The organism is Macrococcus epidermidis, from assembly GCF_024205965.1.
Taxonomy (GTDB): Bacteria; Bacillota; Bacilli; order Staphylococcales; family Staphylococcaceae; genus Macrococcoides; species Macrococcoides epidermidis.
Genome location: NZ_CP073819.1, coordinates 1,600,990 through 1,620,849, shown reverse-complemented (window position 1 = coordinate 1,620,849; position 19,860 = coordinate 1,600,990). Strand labels below are relative to the sequence as shown.

The following is a 19,860-nucleotide window of genomic DNA, read 5'->3' as shown; positions in this document are numbered from 1 at the left end:
TATATATATTATTCTATTTTGTAACGAATAAACTATCTAATAAATAATAGTAACGTTGTTTTAAGTATTTTAAATTATTCATTACTATCCATTTCTTAAGATAATCATTTAAAGTACGAACTGAAATAGGCTTATCTATAAATTTATAAAAATCATAAATATCTATTTCATTATCTCCCTTCACCAGACAATAATACTGTAAATTTTTGAATACTATGTCTGCTAAATGATATGATTCTCCACAACTGCGACAAATATATTTTTTTCGACTGCGTTCTCCGAGTAGACTGAAACATTTAGGACAATTCAAACCTTTCTTCAAAGTATCTAATTTCTCAGGATAGTGTTTCAGGAAAGGGTTATATCGCGAACGTAGTTCGAAAATATCGGCAGCAGTATACATTGATACGCGATGTCGCGATAATTTTTTCAAACAATCCTCCAATCGATTCAATTGAATAATCGGTAACTTTTTCTCCAAACCATATATATAGGCATTTTCATTACACCATATTATATAGCCATAAATTTTTAATTGCATGCCATGATAATAGAGTAACTTTTTCAAATGCTGATTTACGGTATTATTCAAACTCGTCAAAGGATTCTTTATTTGTAAATCATCTAAATACCATTCACCATTCTTGATGTAAACGTCGGTACTATAATATTTAGCATCAAAAATAATCAAATGATTACCCGATATAATCAGATGGTCTATTTGAAAATAACTGCCATCAACTTCAAATAAAATATCATGAATTGCGTCGATTTCTTCAAATTGTGCTATGATTCCTCGAACGTTTTGTTCTCCATCATTACCTAATCGTAACTTTTCTAGTTTTTTTGATTGGTCAAAGTCAACATCACGGCTATTTAGAATTTCTAATATGATTCGTTCCAAATGAAATCTCCTCCTATTTATATATAGTAGAAAATCGTTAAAGTATTTTTCAAAATGAGAATCTTTACAATTTTTACAATTAAGTTAATTAGATAGTTTTTTTTCTTAAAGGGTGTTAAGATAAGTTATTGAAAAAATTGAAAGGATGTTCATAAATTATGAAGGTATATGCAGACTATGCAGCAACTACTAATGTTGCGCCGGAAGTTGTATCTGAAATAAATGAAGTATTAACTGATCACTTTGGTAATGCTTCGTCAATACATCATATCGGACGTGATGGTCGTAGAATTTTAGATCAGTCACGCATGAAAATTGCAAAAATATTGAACGCATCACCAAGAGAAATTGTCTTTACTAGTGGCGCTACTGAATCGAATAATCTGGCGATTAAAGGTATTGCATACCAGAATCAGCATAAAGGTAAACATTTGATTACCTCTTCTATTGAGCATCACTCTGTATTACACGTCTTTGAGCAACTTGAAAAAGAAGGGTATGAAGTCACATATTTACCAGTGGATGCACAAGGCTTTGTAGCAGTTGACAAATTGAAAGATGCACTTCGTGAAGATACGATATTAGTTTCTATTATGTTTGGTAACAACGAAGTTGGTACTGTTCAATCAGTTGACGAAATTGCTGAACTATTAAAAGAGCATCAGGCAATATTTCATACTGATGGCGTTCAGACGATTGGTCATATGCCGATCGATTTAAAGTCACTAAACGTAGATTTATTTACCCTCACTGCACATAAGTTCTATGGCCCAAAAGGTTTGGGTTTACTATATGTGAAAGATAAGACGCCATTACAATTTCAGCAGCTTGGAGGCGCACAGGAGACTAAACGTCGTGCGGGTACAGAAAATATCGCATATATTAGCGGTATGGCAAAAGCATTAGAAATGGCTACAGATAATATTGAACAATCAAGTTTAAAATTGATACAATTGAAACAACATTTTATTAACGCGCTTCAGTCTTACGATATTCCGTTTGAATTGAATGGTGATATAAATGATTCATTACCTCACATCACTAATCTTTATTTTCCATTCAGCGATGTTGAGAAAATGCTTACAATCCTTGATATGAATGGAGTATATGTATCAAGTGGTTCTGCATGTACTGCTGGTAGTATAGAACCGAGTCATGTACTTACTGCAATGTTTGGTGAACATCCACGAACAAAACAGTCGATACGATTTAGTTTTTCACATCAAATGACAGAAGAAGATATTGATTATATTGCATTACAAATTAAAAAAATTTATGAAATGAATAGAAATGAGTAGATAAGAATGACAAATGAAAAAACTAAAGTAGTAGTTGGAATGAGTGGTGGCGTTGATAGCTCAGTAACTGCATTATTACTAAAAGAACAAGGCTATGACGTTATCGGTATCTTTATGAAAAACTGGGATGATACTGATGAATTTGGTGTATGTACTGCAACAGAGGATTATGAAGATGTTATCCGTGTTTGTAATCAAATCGGTATCCCTTATTATGCAGTAAATTTCGAAAAAGAATACTGGGATAAAGTTTTTACATACTTTCTTGATGAATATAAAAAAGGCAGAACGCCAAATCCGGATGTAATGTGTAATAAAGAGATTAAGTTTAAGGCATTTCTAGATCATGCATTAGCGTTAGGTGCGGATTTTGTCGCTACAGGGCATTATGCTCAAATTCGTCGTAATGATGACGGTACCGTTGAAATGTTACGTGGTGTTGATAATAACAAGGACCAAACATATTTCTTAAACCAGTTATCACAAGATCAGTTACAACATGTCATGTTTCCTTTAGGGCATCTGCAAAAACCAGAAGTACGTGAAATCGCTATAAACAATGACTTAGCAACTGCTAAAAAGAAAGATTCTACAGGTATCTGTTTTATTGGAGAACGTAACTTCAAAACGTTTTTAAGCGGTTATCTTCCTGCACAAAACGGTAAAATGATGACTTTAGATGGCATTGAAATGGGAGAACACTCAGGATTAATGTACTATACCATTGGACAACGTCATGGGCTAGGTATCGGTGGAGATGGCGATCCATGGTTTGTTGTCGGTAAAAATTTAAAAGACAATGTATTGTATGTTGAGCAAGGATTTGACCACGAAGCATTATACAGTGACTACTTGATTGCATCTGACGTCTCATTTATCAATGATATTGATTTGTCTAATGGATTTGAATGTACGGCTAAATTCAGATATCGTCAAAAGGATACGAAGGTTACTGTTGAACGTATCGATGACAATACGGTTAAAGTGATTTTTTCAGAACCCGTGAGAGCAATCACACCTGGTCAGGCAGTGGTATTCTATCAGGACGAAGTTTGTCTAGGTGGTGCAACGATTGATGAAGTATTTAAAAATTCTGGTCAGTTAACATATGTGGTGACACAATAAATTTCAAAGGAGACAGCAATGTCTTCTTTTTTATTTTTTGATATAATAATACAATGAATATAATAGAGGAGAACGCTAATGAATGATGAACATTTAATGCAACTGATTGAAACGAAACAATATGAAGAAGCACTAAAAATACTTATAGAAGCAATTGATGAAGAACCTGAAGAAGTGACACATTATATTAATATGGGAACGATTCTTCTGGATTCAAATCAACCGATTGAAGCGGAACGTTTCTTTCAAAAAGCCATTACTGTAGACCCGACTCATGGTGGTGCATACTATGGGCTGGCCAATATATATTACAATGCGGATCGATTTGAAGAAGCAGTGAAACTGTATCATAAAGCCATTGAAAATGGACTGGAAGATGGTGATACATACTATATGCTCGGTATGTCATTTGTTAATCTAAGTGATTTCGCGTCAGCATTACCATTTTTAATGCGTGCACATGAACTCAAATCGGATGACACTGAGATATCATTCCAATATGGTCTTGTGATGTGTCAGATGAATATGTTTGAAGAAGCATCAAAGACTTTAGCACGTGTATTAAGTGATAATCCAGATCATACAGACGCGATTTATAATAAGGCACTTGCAGATTATATGATGACAGAAAATATTGATGCAGCTATAGTTGAATTCGAGCGTGTTATTGACATTCAGCCTGATCATCTGCTCGCTGGCCATGCACTGAAAACATTTAAAGCAATGAAGGAGGAATAAACTTGGAGAACGCCACTTTATTTGATCGATCTTATGTGAAAGGCACTATTGTCCGTATACTTTTTCAGAATAACGATAACTTTTATACGGTATTAAAAGCCGAGGTAATCGATACAAATGAAGATTTTGATGATGAAGTGACGGTTACAGGTTTCCTACCTCAAATTGCAGAAGGTGACACTTATACATTTACCGGAAAGATTATGTTACACGCTAAGTACGGGAAACAATTACAGGCAGAGAAATTTGAGAAGGATTTACCTCAATCTAAAGACGGTATCATTCATTATCTTTCTAGTGACCTATTTAAAGGTGTCGGCAAAAAAACAGCACGTACAATTGTTGAAATACTTGGCGAAGATGCATTGAATATTATTTTAGATGATAAAAGCAGTCTGGATCAGATTCCGAAATTATCACAAGATAAAAAAGATTTAATTTACAATACAATCAATGAAAACCAAGCGATTGAGAAAGTAATGATTCAATTAAATGATTGGGGCTTTGGACCACAGCTTGCAATGAAAATCTATCAGTTTTACAAAGACGATACGATAAGAGTAATAAATGAATCACCTTATCAATTAGTGATGGATATCGAAGGCATAGGTTTTAACAAAGCTGATGAATTAGCCCGTCATATCGGTATAGATAACAATCATCCTGAACGATTAAAAGCAGCATTAGTCTATGGTATGGAGCAGGCATCATTACAGAATGGTCATACTTACATTCCGGATCAGATTTTACTCGAGACAAGCTTCAATCTATTAACAAAGAATGGTTCTGATGTTAACCCCGATGCATTAGTAAATGCATTAACTGAACTTTGCGAAGAGAAAAAATTACTTGTCGAACATGAAAAAAATATTTATATACCTAGTTTATTTTATTCTGAAACAAAGACCGTTCAAGTATTACACAGATTAATGAATCATCAAAATCAACTTAAGCAATTTGAACAATCTGAAATAATGCTTGCTATTGGGGAGATTGAACAGTTATTTGAAGTGTCATATGCAGAAAAACAGAAGGAAGCACTAATGCAGGCGATGCATAGTAAACTGATGATTTTATCTGGTGGTCCTGGTACTGGGAAAACAACAGTTGTAAGAGGTATTGTGACACTTTATGCAGAACTGCATGGATTAAGTCTTGACTATAATGATTATGATGGTCAGGACTTTCCGATCGTTGTTGCAGCACCAACAGGTCGTGCATCGAAACGACTTTATGAATCAACAGGATTGGAAGCAACAACGATTCATAGACTGATCGGTTGGACCCGAGATAATAAGCCTGATGATATTCTGGAAAATGAAATTACTGCAAAGCTTATCATTATCGATGAGATGTCTATGGTTGACACGTGGTTAATGTTTCAATTGATGAAAGCAGTACCAAATGACTCTCAGATTATTTTTGTAGGTGATCAGGACCAGTTGCCATCCGTAGGTCCAGGACAAGTATTTAAAGATTTAATAGAGTCTCAAATTATTCCTCAGATTGAACTGAATGAAGTTTATCGTCAGCAGGAAGGCTCTTCTATCGTAGAACTGGCACATCAGATTAAACGAAATGAACCATTCGATATCACAAAACGATACAATGATAGAAGTTTTATTCCATGCCAAACGGATCAAATTCCAGAAGTTATCGAGAAAATCGTAACATCAGCTGTTAATAAAGGTTACGATATGCGGGATATTCAGGTGCTCGCACCAATATATCGAGGTAATGCAGGGATTCGTGCATTGAATAAAGTTTTACAGAAAATTTTAAATCCACCAGAAGAAAAAAAGCGCGAAATGGAATTTGGTGATATTGTCTTTAGAAATCACGATAAAGTTTTACAGCTTGTTAACCGACCTGAAGATAGTGTATTTAACGGAGATATCGGAGAAATCGTAGGTATCTTTAAAGCAGCAGAAAATGCACTGAATAAGGATGTTGTCATTGTAGATTATGATGGGAATGAAGTAACGTATACAAAAGCTGATTTAATTGAAATTACCCATGCATATTGTTGCTCGATTCATAAAGCGCAAGGATCAGAATTTCCGATTGTCATTATGCCTGTTGTCAATCAGTACTATAGAATGCTGCAGAAAAATATATTATATACAGGATTAACACGTGCGAAACAGTCACTTATCTTTTGCGGTGATGTTAATGCCTTCAATGATGGTATAAAAAGATTAGGCAATGCCAGATTCACTTCTTTTTATCAATTTTTAATGGATTATTTTAGCACAGATGATCAAAAAGACATTGTAAAAAGCGACATCGATACTGATGAAAATAATGAAAATGAAGTATTTAAAAAATTACCATTTCAGGTTGGTGAAATGACCGAAGAGAATATGCATCTAGTTTCACCGATGATTAATATGGGAGATATATCTCCATATGATTATGTTTAAGTTGACGATAAGCATATGATTCAATTATAATTTAACTAATTCAAATTTAAAGCTGAGTAGGTAATCCCTCAAGACTTAGAGACATATCGGTTGGTGAAAGATATGCTTGATATTACTGAAGCTACTTTATCTTATAATTTCGAATATTAATCGAGTGATGACTTTGTCATAACTAGGGTGGTACCGCGAACACGTTCGTCCCTTTTTTAGGGATAACGTGTATTTTTTTATTTTAAAGGAGAAGATAATAATGAAACGATTAACTGCAGCAGAAATTAGACAAATGTATTTAGACTTTTTTGTAGAGAAAGGACATATGATTGAACCTTCAGCACCTTTAGTACCAATAGATGACGACACACTTCTATGGATTAACTCAGGTGTAGCAACGCTTAAGAAATATTTCGATGGCCGCGTTATTCCAAAAAATCCACGTATCACAAATGCACAAAAATCAATCCGTACAAATGATATTGAAAATGTAGGATTTACGGCACGTCACCATACATTCTTTGAAATGTTAGGGAATTTCTCTATTGGTGATTACTTTAAGAAAGAAGCAATTGAATTTGCATGGGAATTCTTAACGAGTGAGCGCTGGATGGCGATTGAACCAGAAAAATTATACGTTACTATTCATCCGGAAGATACTGAAGCGTATGATTTCTGGGTTAATGATATCGGTTTAACTGATGACCGTATTACACGTATTGAAGGAAACTTCTGGGATATCGGAGAAGGTCCGAGTGGTCCGAATACTGAAATTTTCTATGATCGTGGAGAGAGCTATGGCCAAGATGATCCTGCAGAAGAAATGTATCCAGGTGGAGAAAACGAGCGTTATTTAGAAGTATGGAACTTAGTGTTCTCTGAGTTCAACCATAATCCTGATCACACATATTCACCGCTTCCTAAGCAAAACATAGATACAGGGATGGGATTAGAGCGTATGGCTTCTATTTCTCAAGATGTTCCGACAAACTATGATACAGATTTATTTATGCCGATTATAGAAGCAACAGAACAAATTTCAGGGAAAAAATATCGTACTAATAAAGAAGATGATATTGCTTTCAAAGTGATTGCAGACCATATCCGTACAGTAAGCTTTGCAATTGGAGATGGTGCACTACCATCAAATGAAGGGCGTGGCTATGTATTACGTCGTTTACTACGCCGTGCAGTTCGTTTCGCTCAGAAATTAAATATTAATAAACCTTTCATGTATGAGCTTGTTGATATCGTAGCAAGCATTATGAAACCATATTATCCAGATGTAGATAAAAATAAAGATTTCATTAAAAAAGTAATTAAATCTGAAGAAGATAGATTCCATGAAACACTTGAAGAAGGTTTAGTACATTTCAATGCATTAAAAGAAGCTGCACAAAATTCAGATAAACGATTAAAAGGCGAAGATGTATTCAAATTGTATGATACATTCGGTTTCCCTGTGGAATTAACTGAAGAATTAGCTGAAGAAGCAGGTATTGCAGTTGATCATGAAGGATTCGAAATGGCTATGGAAGCACAGCGTACACGTGCGCGAGAATCACGACAAAAGACGCAAAGTATGCAGGTTCAAAATGAAGTGTTATCGAATATTAAAGTTGAAAGTAAATTCGTTGGTTATGATACTTTATCAAATGAAACACAAGTAGTAGCGATTGTGGAAAACGGTGAAAGTGTAGATGCTTCAAAAGAAGATACAATACAGTTTATCCTTACTGAGACACCATTTTATGCTGTAAGTGGTGGACAAATTGCTGATACAGGGATTGTTTCAAATGAAGAATTTGAGATTGAGGTTACCGAGGTTACGAAGGCCCCAAATGGCCAGAATCTGCACACAGGAACAGTTCGTTTCGGTAAAGTAACTGTTGGTGCTAAAGTGAAGACGCAAGTAGATCCAAACTTCAGAACATTTGTAATTAAAAACCATAGTGCGACGCATTTAATGCATCAGGCATTAAAAGATGTTTTAGGCACACACGTTAATCAGGCTGGTTCATTAGTAACACCAGAACGACTTCGCTTTGACTTTTCTCATTTCGGTCCAGTTACACAAGAAGAAATAGAAAAAATTGAACGTATCGTAAATGAAAAAATATGGGCAAATCTACCGGTTGAAATCAATGAAATGCCGATAAAAGAAGCAAAAGAAAAAGGTGCGATGGCTTTATTCGGTGAAAAATATGGTGATATCGTTCGTGTTGTTGAAATGAGTGATTATTCAATTGAGCTATGTGGTGGTGTGCATGTACGCAATACTGGTGAAATAGGTTTATTCAAGATAGTGTCTGAATCAGGTACAGGGGCTGGTGTACGTCGTATTGAAGCCGTAACAAGCAAAGCAGCATTTGAATATTTATCAACATATCAAAATACAGTGAATGACATTTTACCAAAAGTGAAAGTAAAACAGAAAGAACAATTAGCAGGTAAGATTGATGAATTAACAGCGACGATTCGTGGTCAGGAAAAAACAATCACTGAATTGAATAAAGCAGTAGCATCTCTTAAGATGGGTGACATAACAGAACAAGTTGAAGAAATTAACGGACTTAAGTTATTAGCAGTGGAAGTAGATGCAGAAGATAATAAAATGCTGCGTGAACTTATGGATGACTATAGATCAAAATTACAGGATGCAGTAATCTTTATCGCTGCAGCAAATGACAAGTTAAATTATATGGCGAGTGTACCAAAAGATAAAACGTCACAAGTGAAGGCTGGAGACATTATAAAAGGTGTTGCAAATGCAACTGGCGGTAAAGGTGGCGGCCGTCCTGATTCTGCTCAAGGTGCAGCAAATGATCCAGCTGGTATTACAACAGCATTACAATTTGTGAAGGATTATATTAATACATTGTAATTAAAAATTGTTTTATAGTATGATATTATTGAACAAATGTCATACAAAGGAGTGTATTGCAGTGGAAAATTTCGATAAAACAATGAAGTTCAACTTTGATGAACTACCGAAAGAAGAAGTAAGAACTGTATTATTGAATGTTTATAATACTTTAGAAGAAAGAGGATATAGCCCGATCAATCAAATCGTTGGTTATCTATTATCAGGAGATCCAGCTTATATTCCAAGACATAATGATGCCAGAAATCAAATCCGACGTTTAGATCGTGACGATATTATGGAACAACTTGTATCAAACTATATTCAAACTGAGAAAAAAGGTAATGAATAAAGTTATCGGTTTAGATGTTGGTTCTAAAACGATTGGTGTTGCATTAAGTGATGCCATGGGTTGGACTGCGCAAGGTCTTACTACACTCCGCATCGATGAAGCAAATGAAGAGTTTGGGATAGCCGAACTCAAAAAGATCATAGATGAAAATAATGTTGATACTGCCGTTATTGGATTACCTAAAAATATGAATAATTCAGTAGGACCAAGGGGAGAAGCATCAATTCGATTTAGTGAAATGTTGAAAGCAGTTTGTCCTGACATTACAATAGTAATGTGGGACGAACGTCTATCGACAGTTGGTGCTGAAAGAACACTGTTAGAAGCGGATGTTTCACGCAAGAAAAGAAAGCAGGTCATTGATAAGATGGCTGCAGTTTTCATATTACAAGGGTATTTAAATTCAAAATAAAAAGGATGATTAAAATGACAGAAGAAATGAACAATCAGGAGACGCTAGATATTAATGAAGAAGTAGAATTATTAGAACTTTATGATGAAGAAGGTAATCAAGTATTATACCGCAAATTAGTAAGTTTTAGACACCCTGGATTTGAGAAAGAATATGTTATCTTAGCTGAAGAAGGTTCAGATGAAGAGGAAGAAATCGAATTAATTCCAATGATCAATGTACCTGATAGCGAAGGAGAAGGCGGAAAATTAATTCCAATCGAAACAGATGAAGAATGGGATATGATTGAAGAATTCGTAAACACTAACTTTGATGAAGAAGAGCTTTAATCTTAAAGGAGTTTGATTATGTCGAATAGAAACAAAGAAATTAGAGATTCAAAATCTTTCTCTAAACTTCTTTCTTCTATCATTATCGGAATTATTTTAATAGGCGTGTGTATTTTAGCAGTTGGTAGTTATTTTTATATTAGCTCTAGCCAAAAGCCACTGAATCCAGATGATAAGTCTACTACTAAGATAGAAATATTACCTGGTGAGTCTGCAACGATGATTGGAGAAAAATTAGAAAAAGAAAAAATCATTAAAAGTAGTACGATGTTCAAGTATTATTTGAAGTTTAATAATATTTCTAATTTCCAGGCAGGAAATTATGAATTATCGCCTTCTATGACGTTTAAACAAATTTCAAAAAGTCTTCAAAAAGGTGAAGTTTACATTCCAGTTGTCTTTAAAATGAATGTTCCTGAAGGTATTACAATCGATCAAATCGGTGAGATTGTTGAAAAGAAAACTTCAATTAATAAAGCGGATTTTGTTAAAGAGGTAAATAATCCTGCTTTCATTAAAAAGATGCAGAAGAAACATCCGAAGTTAATTACAAAAGAGGTCTTTAATAAAGATATTAAAGTACCTTTAGAAGGCTATTTATATCCTGCGACATATGATTTTACTGAAAAGAATCCTACGACTGAAGAAATCGTTGATAAAATGCTAACAGCGACTGAAGAAAATGCTTTTCCGTTATGGGATAAATATGGTGGCATTTTATTGACAGAAGATGGTGCTGAAAAGCGACTAACGTTCCATGAATTCCTGACATTCTCATCATTAGTTGAAAGAGAAGCGACAGGACTAACAGATCGAGCGAAGATTGCATCAGTATTTATTAATCGTATGGAAGCAAACCCTGCCATGCCACTGCAGACAGACCCTACAGTATTATATGCGCTAGGTTGTCATAAAGCTGTTACATATGAAGCAGATTTGAAAGTTCAATCCCCTTATAACACGTACATCAATACAGGTTTACCACCTGGGCCGATTGCAACAAGTGGTAAAGAATCAATGGAAAGTGTCTTAAATCCTGCAAAGACAGATTATTTATACTTCTTAGCAGCAAAAGACGGTAAGAACTATTTCTCTAAAACATATGAAGAACATCTACAACTTAAAGATAAACATATTGATAGTCAGCAATAAGAATAGGATATTTTGTCCTATTCTTTTTTGATTTTATCAAGTTGTAATTTTACTATTACAATTTTGGTTGTTTTATGGTACAATATCATGAAAATATAAAACACTACTACCAGCCTTTGTGGTTGGTAATTTTTTCGTTAAAGGATTGTTTTAATTGATAAAAGAAGAGACATATATCAGTAGATTAAATCCAATCAGTACAATCGATGATTTAATTGAAGTCGCAAAAGAAAATGACGTGCCAATTATGGATAAAATATCAGTAGAATTCGTCAAACAGTTGATTCGCATACATCATGCGAGATCAGTACTAGAAATCGGTACAGCAATTGGATATAGTGCATTACATTTTGCATCAGTAAAAGATAATATTCATATCACAACGATTGAACGTAATGAAACAATGTATCAATATGCTTTGAAGCATATTGAACAATATAACAAAGCACACCAAATTCGCCCGATCTTTAAAGATGCGCTTGAAGCATTTGATGAGGTGAGCGACACAGAATATGATATATTATTTATCGATGCTGCTAAGGCGCAATCATTAAAGTTTTTTGAGTTATACAGTCCATTAGTCCGAAAAGGCGGTTTAATTATTACTGATAATATTTTATATCACGATTTTGTAGGCAATATTGAAATTGTGCGCAGTAGAAATATTAAACAGATGGTGCGTAAAATTGAAAAATATAATACATGGCTAAGTGAAAATACATCGTTTGATACGAATTTCATTGATATTGGAGATGGAATGAGTATTTCAGTGAAAAAATAAAGGAGTACATTATGACAGAATTATTAGTAACACCTAAATCTTTATCACATATTAGTGATTTAATTGAAGCAGGTGCAGATGCATTTGTTATCGGAGAAGAACAATTTGGATTACGTCTGGCAGGTGAATTTAATCGTGAAGATTTAAAGGCTGCAATAGATTTAATTCATGAACACAATAAGAAGGCATATGTTGCAGTAAACGGGATATTTCATAATGAACATTTAGATGCGGTTGAAGATTATATGAAATTTTTACACGTCGTAAAACCAGACGCAATTTTATTTGGAGATCCTGCAATTGTAATGTATGAAAGAGAACTAGGCAATACGATACCGTTACAATGGAATCAGGAAACTTTAGTTACGAATTATTTCCAGGTGAACTACTGGGGACAACGTGGTGCAAACCGAGCGGTACTTGCACGTGAGTTATCTCTTGATGAAGTATTAAACATTAAAGCGCATAGTGATGTTGCGATTGAAGTGCAAGTGCATGGCATGACATGTATGTTCCAATCGAAACGTAGTTTATTAGGTAATTATTTTATGTATCAGGATAAAGTAATGAAAATTGAAAATCGTGAAATTAAAGATGCAATGTTACTTTATGATGAAGAACGAAATAATAAATATCCAATTTTTGAAGATAGTAATGGCACACATATTATGAGTCCAAATGACATTTGCGTTATCGAAGAATTAGAAGAGTTAATTGAAGCTGGGATTGATTCATTTAAAATAGATGGCGTATTACATTCAGAAGAATATATTACGACAGTGACAAAAGCATATCGACAAGCGCTTGACCTTTATGATGAAGATGTCGAAGCATATGAGGATGCTAAATTTGATCTTGTAGATATGATTGAAGAAATTCAACCAGAACATCGTCCACTGGATCAAGGATTCTTATTTAAACAAACTGTATATTAAGGAATGATTTGATGAAAACGGAATTAGAAATTAAACAACCAAAACAAATAATAAAGAAACCAGAATTATTAGCGCCTGCTGGTAACCTTGAGAAATTAAAAATTGCAGTACATTACGGTGCTGATGCTGTATTCCTTGGAGGACAAGAATACGGATTACGTTCAAACGCTGACAATTTCACAATTGAAGAAATTAAAGAAGGCGTAGACTTTGCGAATAAATATGGTGCTAAAATTTATATTACGACCAATATTATTGCGCATGATGAAAATATGGATGGTTTAGAAGATTATCTTATCGCACTTGAAGGAACCGGAGCGACAGGAATTATCGTAGCAGATCCGCTAATCATTGAAACATGTAAACGTGTTGCGCCTAAACTTGAAATACATCTTTCCACACAACAATCACTATCAAACGTGAAAGCTGTTGAATACTGGAAGTCTGAAGGTTTAGAACGTGTCGTACTTGCTCGTGAAACGAGTGCTGAAGAAATTAAGGAAATGAAAGAAAAAATTGATATCGAGATTGAGGCATTCATTCATGGTGCAATGTGTATTGCTTATTCTGGTCGTTGTACATTAAGTAACCATATGACAGCACGAGATTCAAATCGTGGCGGCTGTTGTCAAAGTTGTCGCTGGGATTATGATTTATTAACAGTAGATGATGGTGAACTTGATGTTGTTTATGATGGAGATGCAACACCTTTTGCAATGAGTCCTAAAGATTTAAAGCTTGTTGAGTCAATTCCGAAGATGATTGATATCGGCGTAGATTCATTGAAGATAGAAGGTCGTATGAAATCAATTCATTATATCGCTACAGTAGTATCTGTTTATCGCAAAGTAATTGATGCTTATTGTGCAGACCCTGAAAATTTCAAAATTGATCCGAAATGGTTAATTGAATTAGATAAATGTGCCAATCGTGATACAGCAAGTGCATTCTTCGAAGGGGTTCCTGGTTTTGAAGAGCAAATGTTTGGCCATGAACAGTCTAAAAAAACACCTTTTGATTTCTGTGGATTAGTGTTAGACTATTCTGAAGAAACACAAATTGCAACAATTCAGCAACGTAATAATTTTAAACCAGGACAGGAAATTGAATTCTTTGGTCCTGAAATAGAAAACTTTAAGCAAGTCATCGATGTTATATATGATGAAGAGGGGACAGAATTAGATGCAGCACGTCATCCTCTTCAAATCGTACAAATTAAAGTAAAACATCCAGTCTATCCAATGAATATGATGAGGAAGGAACTAAATTAATGGCGCATACGACTATCATCGGTATTGCGGGAGGTTCTGGTTCGGGTAAGACATCAGTAACTTCTAAAATACTTAAAAATTTAGAAGGCTACAGTGTAGCTTTAATCGAGCAGGATTATTATTATAAAAATCAGGATCATCTTAGTTTTGAAGAACGTTTAAAGACCAATTATGATCATCCTTTAGCATTTGATAATGATTTACTTATTCAAAATTTAATTGATTTACGTAATGGTGAGACTGTAAAGGTTCCTACATATGATTACACAAATCATACAAGAAGTAAGAAAACGATTACATTTGAGCCAAAAGATGTTATTATAGTAGAAGGCATTTTTGCTTTAGAAAATGAAACACTTCGTGATTTAATGGATGTTAAAATTTATGTTGATACGGATGCAGATCTTCGTATTTTAAGAAGACTGATGAGAGATATAGAAGAGCGTGGTCGAACAATGGAATCAGTTATTGATCAATATTTAACTGTTGTGAGACCGATGCATAATCAATTCATTGAACCAACGAAACGATATGCTGACATTATTATACCTGAAGGTGGCAGTAATGCAGTTGCTATCGATATTATGACAACAAAAATACAATCATTAATTCGAGTGAATTAGTAGAAAGAAGGATTTATCCATGGAAATGCAAAAAGAATACCCAATGACTAAAGAAGGATTTGAAAAGTTAGAAGTTGAATTAGAACATTTAAAAACAGTAAGACGACCTGAAGTCGTTGAAAAAATTAAAGTTGCACGTAGTTTTGGTGACCTTTCAGAGAACTCAGAATACGATGCTGCTAAAGATGAGCAAGGCTTTGTTGAACAGGAAATTACTAAGATTGAAATGATGTTACGTCATGCAGTTATTATTGAAGATGATGGTTCAAAATCAGAAGTTCAATTAGGCAGAACAGTAACATTTACTGAAGTGCCTGGTAATGAAGAAGAATCATATAAAATTGTAGGTTCTGCTGAAGCTGATCCTTTTGAAGGTAAAATTTCAAATGAATCTCCAATTGCTAAAGCATTACTTGGTAAAAAAGTTGGCGACGAAGTAAACGTTCCGTTACCAAACGGCAATGAAATGCGTGTTAAAATCGTTGAAATCAGCTAATAAATTATATATACATTAAAGTAGATCTTATGATCTACTTTTTATTTAGGAGGAATTCGTGTGATTGGAATTATCGGAGCAATGCAGGAAGAGATTGAAATTTTAAAGGGTGATATGCAGGAACTGCAAACAGAAAAGATTGCCCATGTTGAAATCTTTAAAGGTAATTTATATGGTAAAGATGTTGTATTAATGCAAAGTGGTATCGGTAAAGTGAATGCTGCAATCTGTGCAACACTGCTTATCCAGAATTATCATCCGGAGATAATCATCAATACAGGTAGTGCAGGTGGCTTAGGTGCTTCTTTAGCTGTTGGTGATATTGTTATTAGTCAAAGCGTACTTCATCATGATGTTGTTGCGACTGCTTTTGGCTATGCATTAGGGCAAGTACCAGGTATGCCTGCACGATATCTTGCTGATGAAAAATTAATTGAATATACACAACAGGCAATTGAACAAAATAATCTTAAAGCACATATCGGAGTCATCGTTTCAGGTGATAGTTTCATTGGCTCATCTGAACAAAAGCAGGAAATCATAACAAACTTTAATGAAAGCCTTGCAGTTGAGATGGAAGCAGCTGCAGTAGCACAAACATGTCATCAATTTGAGGTTCCGTTTATTATTACACGTGCTATTTCTGACCTTGCAAACGGTGAGGCAGAGATGAGTTTTGAAGAGTTCTTAAAAGTGGCTTGCGTATCAAGTTCTAAAATTGTAAAATCATTAATAGAGACATTACCAGCTTAAGGGGATAGGAGGCGCACGTTATGATATTTATTATGGCATTATCAGTAATTGCAACGGCAATTATCGGATTTTTAATTTACACAGGTACTGAAGTAGATTACGCTCCAAATCAAGAAATCGAATAATACATTATACCCCGATCCTTATTGGATTGGGGTTATTGATTGTATAAAAGGGTATAACTAAGCAATATAAAATTTAGAGGTGACTTATGGGATTATTTCAAAAATATTTATTACCAAGTAAATATGCAAAGTCAATATTTGAAATCACACCAGAAGAATTATCAGGACGTGGTGTAAAGGCAATCATTACTGATTTAGATAATACGCTGGTTGGCTGGGATGTTGCTTTAGCAACACCTGAAGTAATTAACTGGTTTAACAGTATGCGTGAACACAATATTAAAGTTACAATCGTTTCAAACAATAATCAGGCACGCGTTGCAACATTTGCGTCACCATTAGAAGTAGATTATATTTTTAACGCACGCAAGCCTATGGGACAAGCTTTTAAGAAAGCTTGTGTCGCAATGGGAGTACAACCTGAAGAAACTGTAGTTATCGGTGATCAGATGATGACGGATGTGCTTGCAGCAAATTCTAATGGATTTTATTCAATAATGGTAGTACCAGTGAAATCTAATGATGAATGGAAAACACGTGTCAACAGAATGATTGAGCGTAAGTTTTTAGCATATTTTAAGAAAAAAGGTTTAATCAACTGGGAAAACTAAAATCTATTTTTACTTAAAGAGACAAGCACATTGTCTCTTTTTTTGTTGTTAACCTTAAATTTACCTTAAAAATATCAGTTTATCCTTTTAAAACAATATAAAATGGTAAAATAGATACAATACTTCTTTATAAAGAGGAGGATTTATTTGAAACTTTTTCTAATATGGTTATTTATTTTAGTGATTGTACTTACGGTTCTTTATTTTGTATTAAGTCGCCTTTATGATTATTTTAGCCATAGAGAAGTGAAAGAACAGATTGAGCAACAAAACATTGAAAATATGCGCAAATATGAATTGAATCAGGCTGCTTTAAGAAGTAAAAAGAAGATGCTTGAAAGTGAGATATTTGCAAAGACCGGTATGATTAGTGACATTGCAGAAATTAAATATTTAGAGAAGGAGCTGGAAGAAGTTAATGAACTCATCGACAGAATCAGTAAAGACGATTAAACCTAAAAATCGTAAACCAATCAATAGAAAATCATTCTTAATCACATCTATGCTTGGGCTATTATTATTGTTAGGTATTATGTTAGCATTTATGTCTATAGAAAAGGTACCTCAAGGATACCAAGCGGTCATCTATTCAGTCAGCGGTGTTAAAGAAGAGACGAAACCTGCCGGGTGGCACTTTATTTTTCCATTAGATAAAGCTGTACATTACCCAATTCGTACGCAGACGAAAGAATACACAGATTTAAATGTTGCCACTAGTGATGGTAAAAATTTAAATATGGATATTAGTGTGAACTATCATGTGGATCCTACAAAAGTTGTGAAGATCTTTAATAAATTTGGTAATGCAGATATTACTGGACTTGAAAATGGATTTCTTCGAACACGAGTACTAGATGGATTACGTCAATCTGTTGCGAAATTCTCGGTGATTGAAACATTCGGTGTTAAAACGGGTGAAATTAAGAAGAATACTTTAGAACAGTTACAGCAAAACTTAACAGATCAAGGGTTTATTGTAGAAGATATAGCGATTTCCAGCCCAAAAGCTGATAAAGCAACACAAGCTGCAATTGACGAACGTGTAAAAGCAAATCAAGAATTAGAAAGAGCAAAGACAGATAGAGCAATTGCGGAACAAAATGCCAAGAAGAAACAAATTGAGGCAGAAGGTCAGGCAAAAGCGAATGCTATTTTAGAAAAATCATTGACAGATAAAATTATTCGTAAACAGATGATCGATAAATGGGACGGTAAGCAACCCATTACGATAGGTGGGGAAGGCGTTATCGTTGATTTGAATAAGTAGTTATTTCGAGTTCGGGAATTTCCTGAACTCTTAATTTGTATTAAATATACTAAAATCAACACATAAGTTTATTTATTCTTTACAAAAATGATAATATTCGTTATTATATTTATACCAATTTAATATATGCGGGTGTAGTTTAGTGGTAAAACCTCAGCCTTCCAAGCTGATGTTGTCGGTTCGATTCCGATCACCCGCTTAATCTGGGTCGTGCATACTCGCACAACCCTTTTATTTTGTCTTACAATACTTAGTAGGCGTTATGTGCTAAAATAAATATATTGATAAATATTTTCAGGAGGAACATTATTTGAGTAATGAAATGAAATGTATTGGTTGTGGTGCAATCTTGCAATCAACAGACCAATCAAAGCCAGGCTACGTTCCAAATTCAAGTTTGAATAAAGAGGATGTCATTTGTAAACGTTGCTTTAGATTAAAACACTATAATGAGATACAGGATGTGCATTTAACAAGTGATGATTTCTTAACCATGCTAAATGCTTTAAGTGATAAAGATGGTATTATCGTTAATGTGATCGATGTATTTGATTTTCAGGGGTCATGGATCAATGGTTTAAAGCGAATCGTTGGAAATAAAAAGGTCATAATTGCGGCAAATAAAATGGACTTATTACCGAAATTAATTAATAAACGTCGTGTGAAACTTTGGATCGAAAAACAGGCGAAAGATTTAGGGATGAAAGCTGATGATGTCGTACTCATATCTGCACAAAAGAATCATGGTATTGATGAATTATTGGAATCAATTGAAACACACCGTGGGGGAAAAGATGTTTATGTGGTTGGGACGACAAATGTCGGTAAATCAACTTTAATCAATAAGTTAATTGAAACAAGCGTCGGTGAAAAGAATGTCATTACGACCTCTCATTTTCCTGGTACAACGTTAGATTTAATTGATATTCCTTTAGATGAACATTCATTTATGTATGATACACCTGGTATTATCCAGGCACATCAAATGACACATTATGTAAGTGATAAAGAATTAAAAATCATAATGCCGAAGGATGAAATTAAACCACGTAACTTCCAATTGAACGAAGGTCAAACATTATTTTTAGGTGGTCTTGTACGTGTTGATTACTTAACAGGTGGTCGTAGAAGCTTAAACTGTTTTGTTTCTAATATGCTTAATATACATCGAACGAAGCAGGAGAATGCTGAATCGCTTTGGCACCGCCAAATAGGGGAGTTACTAACACCACCAGGAACAAAAGATTTTGATTTTGATAATGTCAAAAGAACTACACTATCGATTAAAGAAGATAAACAAGATATTATTATTTCTGGTCTAGGGTTTATAACTGTAGAAAAAGGTGCAGTTATAGATGTATATGCACCGAAACAAGTCGATGTATATTTAAGGCCAAGTATTCTATAAAGT

Annotated in this window: 20 protein-coding genes and 1 tRNA gene; 20 read left to right on the top strand and 1 reads right to left on the bottom strand. The window is 34.3% G+C overall.

Annotation, left to right across the window (positions count from 1 at the left end):
* Positions 1-13 precede the first annotated feature (13 nt).
* Positions 14-904, bottom strand: a complete 891-nt coding sequence (locus KFV12_RS08605; protein WP_254256570.1) for a nuclease-related domain-containing protein — start codon at positions 902-904, stop codon at positions 14-16.
* Positions 905-1,062: 158 nt separating this feature from the next.
* Between KFV12_RS08605 and KFV12_RS08600 the strand changes: the two genes are divergently transcribed.
* The 20 genes from KFV12_RS08600 to yqeH all read left to right on the top strand — a co-directional run bounded on the left by KFV12_RS08600 (position 1,063) and on the right by yqeH (position 19,857).
* Positions 1,063-2,202: a cysteine desulfurase family protein gene (locus tag KFV12_RS08600; protein WP_254256569.1), complete on the top strand. Its 1,140-nt coding sequence runs from the start codon at positions 1,063-1,065 to the stop codon at positions 2,200-2,202.
* A 6-nt stretch (positions 2,203-2,208) separates the two neighbouring features.
* Positions 2,209-3,327: a tRNA 2-thiouridine(34) synthase MnmA gene (gene mnmA / locus KFV12_RS08595; RefSeq protein WP_254256568.1), complete on the top strand. Its 1,119-nt coding sequence runs from the start codon at positions 2,209-2,211 to the stop codon at positions 3,325-3,327.
* A gap of 78 nt (positions 3,328-3,405) precedes the next feature.
* Positions 3,406-4,065: a tetratricopeptide repeat protein gene (locus KFV12_RS08590; RefSeq protein ID WP_254256567.1), complete on the top strand. Its 660-nt coding sequence runs from the start codon at positions 3,406-3,408 to the stop codon at positions 4,063-4,065.
* Between the two features lie 2 nt (positions 4,066-4,067).
* Positions 4,068-6,488, top strand: coding sequence for an SF1B family DNA helicase RecD2 (recD2, locus tag KFV12_RS08585; RefSeq protein ID WP_254256566.1), 2,421 nt, complete (start codon positions 4,068-4,070; stop codon positions 6,486-6,488).
* 250 nt (positions 6,489-6,738) lie between these two features.
* Positions 6,739-9,363: an alanine--tRNA ligase gene (gene alaS / locus KFV12_RS08580; RefSeq protein ID WP_254256565.1), complete on the top strand. Its 2,625-nt coding sequence runs from the start codon at positions 6,739-6,741 to the stop codon at positions 9,361-9,363.
* A 61-nt stretch (positions 9,364-9,424) separates the two neighbouring features.
* A complete protein-coding gene (locus KFV12_RS08575) occupies positions 9,425-9,694 on the top strand; it encodes an IreB family regulatory phosphoprotein (RefSeq protein WP_099578563.1) in 270 nt (89 codons plus the stop codon).
* Entirely contained in the window at positions 9,687-10,106 is a 420-nt protein-coding gene (gene ruvX / locus KFV12_RS08570) for a Holliday junction resolvase RuvX (RefSeq protein WP_099578561.1), read from the top strand. The genes KFV12_RS08575 and ruvX overlap by 8 nt, the downstream gene beginning before the upstream one ends.
* 14 nt (positions 10,107-10,120) lie before the next feature.
* Entirely contained in the window at positions 10,121-10,435 is a 315-nt protein-coding gene (locus KFV12_RS08565; RefSeq protein WP_111715263.1) for a DUF1292 domain-containing protein, read from the top strand.
* 18 nt (positions 10,436-10,453) lie between these two features.
* Complete coding sequence (mltG, locus tag KFV12_RS08560; protein ID WP_254256564.1) at positions 10,454-11,587, top strand: endolytic transglycosylase MltG; 1,134 nt, start codon at positions 10,454-10,456, stop codon at positions 11,585-11,587.
* Between the two features lie 154 nt (positions 11,588-11,741).
* On the top strand, positions 11,742-12,368 hold the full coding sequence (locus KFV12_RS08555; RefSeq protein ID WP_239242798.1) for an O-methyltransferase: 627 nt from the start codon (positions 11,742-11,744) through the stop codon (positions 12,366-12,368).
* An 11-nt stretch (positions 12,369-12,379) separates the two neighbouring features.
* Positions 12,380-13,303: a peptidase U32 family protein gene (locus tag KFV12_RS08550; RefSeq protein ID WP_099578557.1), complete on the top strand. Its 924-nt coding sequence runs from the start codon at positions 12,380-12,382 to the stop codon at positions 13,301-13,303.
* Between the two features lie 11 nt (positions 13,304-13,314).
* Complete coding sequence (locus KFV12_RS08545) at positions 13,315-14,574, top strand: peptidase U32 family protein (RefSeq protein WP_239242796.1); 1,260 nt, start codon at positions 13,315-13,317, stop codon at positions 14,572-14,574.
* The gene (gene udk / locus KFV12_RS08540; RefSeq protein WP_096076294.1) at positions 14,574-15,197 is read left to right on the top strand and encodes a uridine kinase; all 624 of its coding nucleotides are present in this window, start codon (positions 14,574-14,576) and stop codon (positions 15,195-15,197) included. The genes KFV12_RS08545 and udk overlap by 1 nt, the downstream gene beginning before the upstream one ends.
* A 19-nt stretch (positions 15,198-15,216) precedes the next feature.
* Entirely contained in the window at positions 15,217-15,693 is a 477-nt protein-coding gene (greA, locus tag KFV12_RS08535; RefSeq protein ID WP_099578553.1) for a transcription elongation factor GreA, read from the top strand.
* 60 nt (positions 15,694-15,753) lie between these two features.
* Positions 15,754-16,446: a 5'-methylthioadenosine/S-adenosylhomocysteine nucleosidase gene (mtnN, locus tag KFV12_RS08530; RefSeq protein ID WP_254256563.1), complete on the top strand. Its 693-nt coding sequence runs from the start codon at positions 15,754-15,756 to the stop codon at positions 16,444-16,446.
* A gap of 211 nt (positions 16,447-16,657) precedes the next feature.
* Entirely contained in the window at positions 16,658-17,182 is a 525-nt protein-coding gene (locus KFV12_RS08525) for a YqeG family HAD IIIA-type phosphatase (RefSeq protein ID WP_254256562.1), read from the top strand.
* Between the two features lie 147 nt (positions 17,183-17,329).
* The gene (locus tag KFV12_RS08520) at positions 17,330-17,635 is read left to right on the top strand and encodes a hypothetical protein (protein WP_099578547.1); all 306 of its coding nucleotides are present in this window, start codon (positions 17,330-17,332) and stop codon (positions 17,633-17,635) included.
* Positions 17,601-18,449, top strand: a complete 849-nt coding sequence (locus KFV12_RS08515) for a prohibitin family protein (RefSeq protein WP_111715254.1) — start codon at positions 17,601-17,603, stop codon at positions 18,447-18,449. The genes KFV12_RS08520 and KFV12_RS08515 overlap by 35 nt, the downstream gene beginning before the upstream one ends.
* Before the next feature lie 128 nt (positions 18,450-18,577).
* Positions 18,578-18,648: transfer RNA gene (locus tag KFV12_RS08510), tRNA-Gly, on the top strand.
* Positions 18,649-18,759: 111 nt separating this feature from the next.
* Positions 18,760-19,857 carry a ribosome biogenesis GTPase YqeH gene (yqeH, locus tag KFV12_RS08505; RefSeq protein WP_254256561.1) on the top strand — a complete coding sequence of 366 codons (1,098 nt, stop codon included), beginning with the start codon at positions 18,760-18,762 and terminating at the stop codon, positions 19,855-19,857.
* Positions 19,858-19,860: the final 3 nt, after the last annotated feature.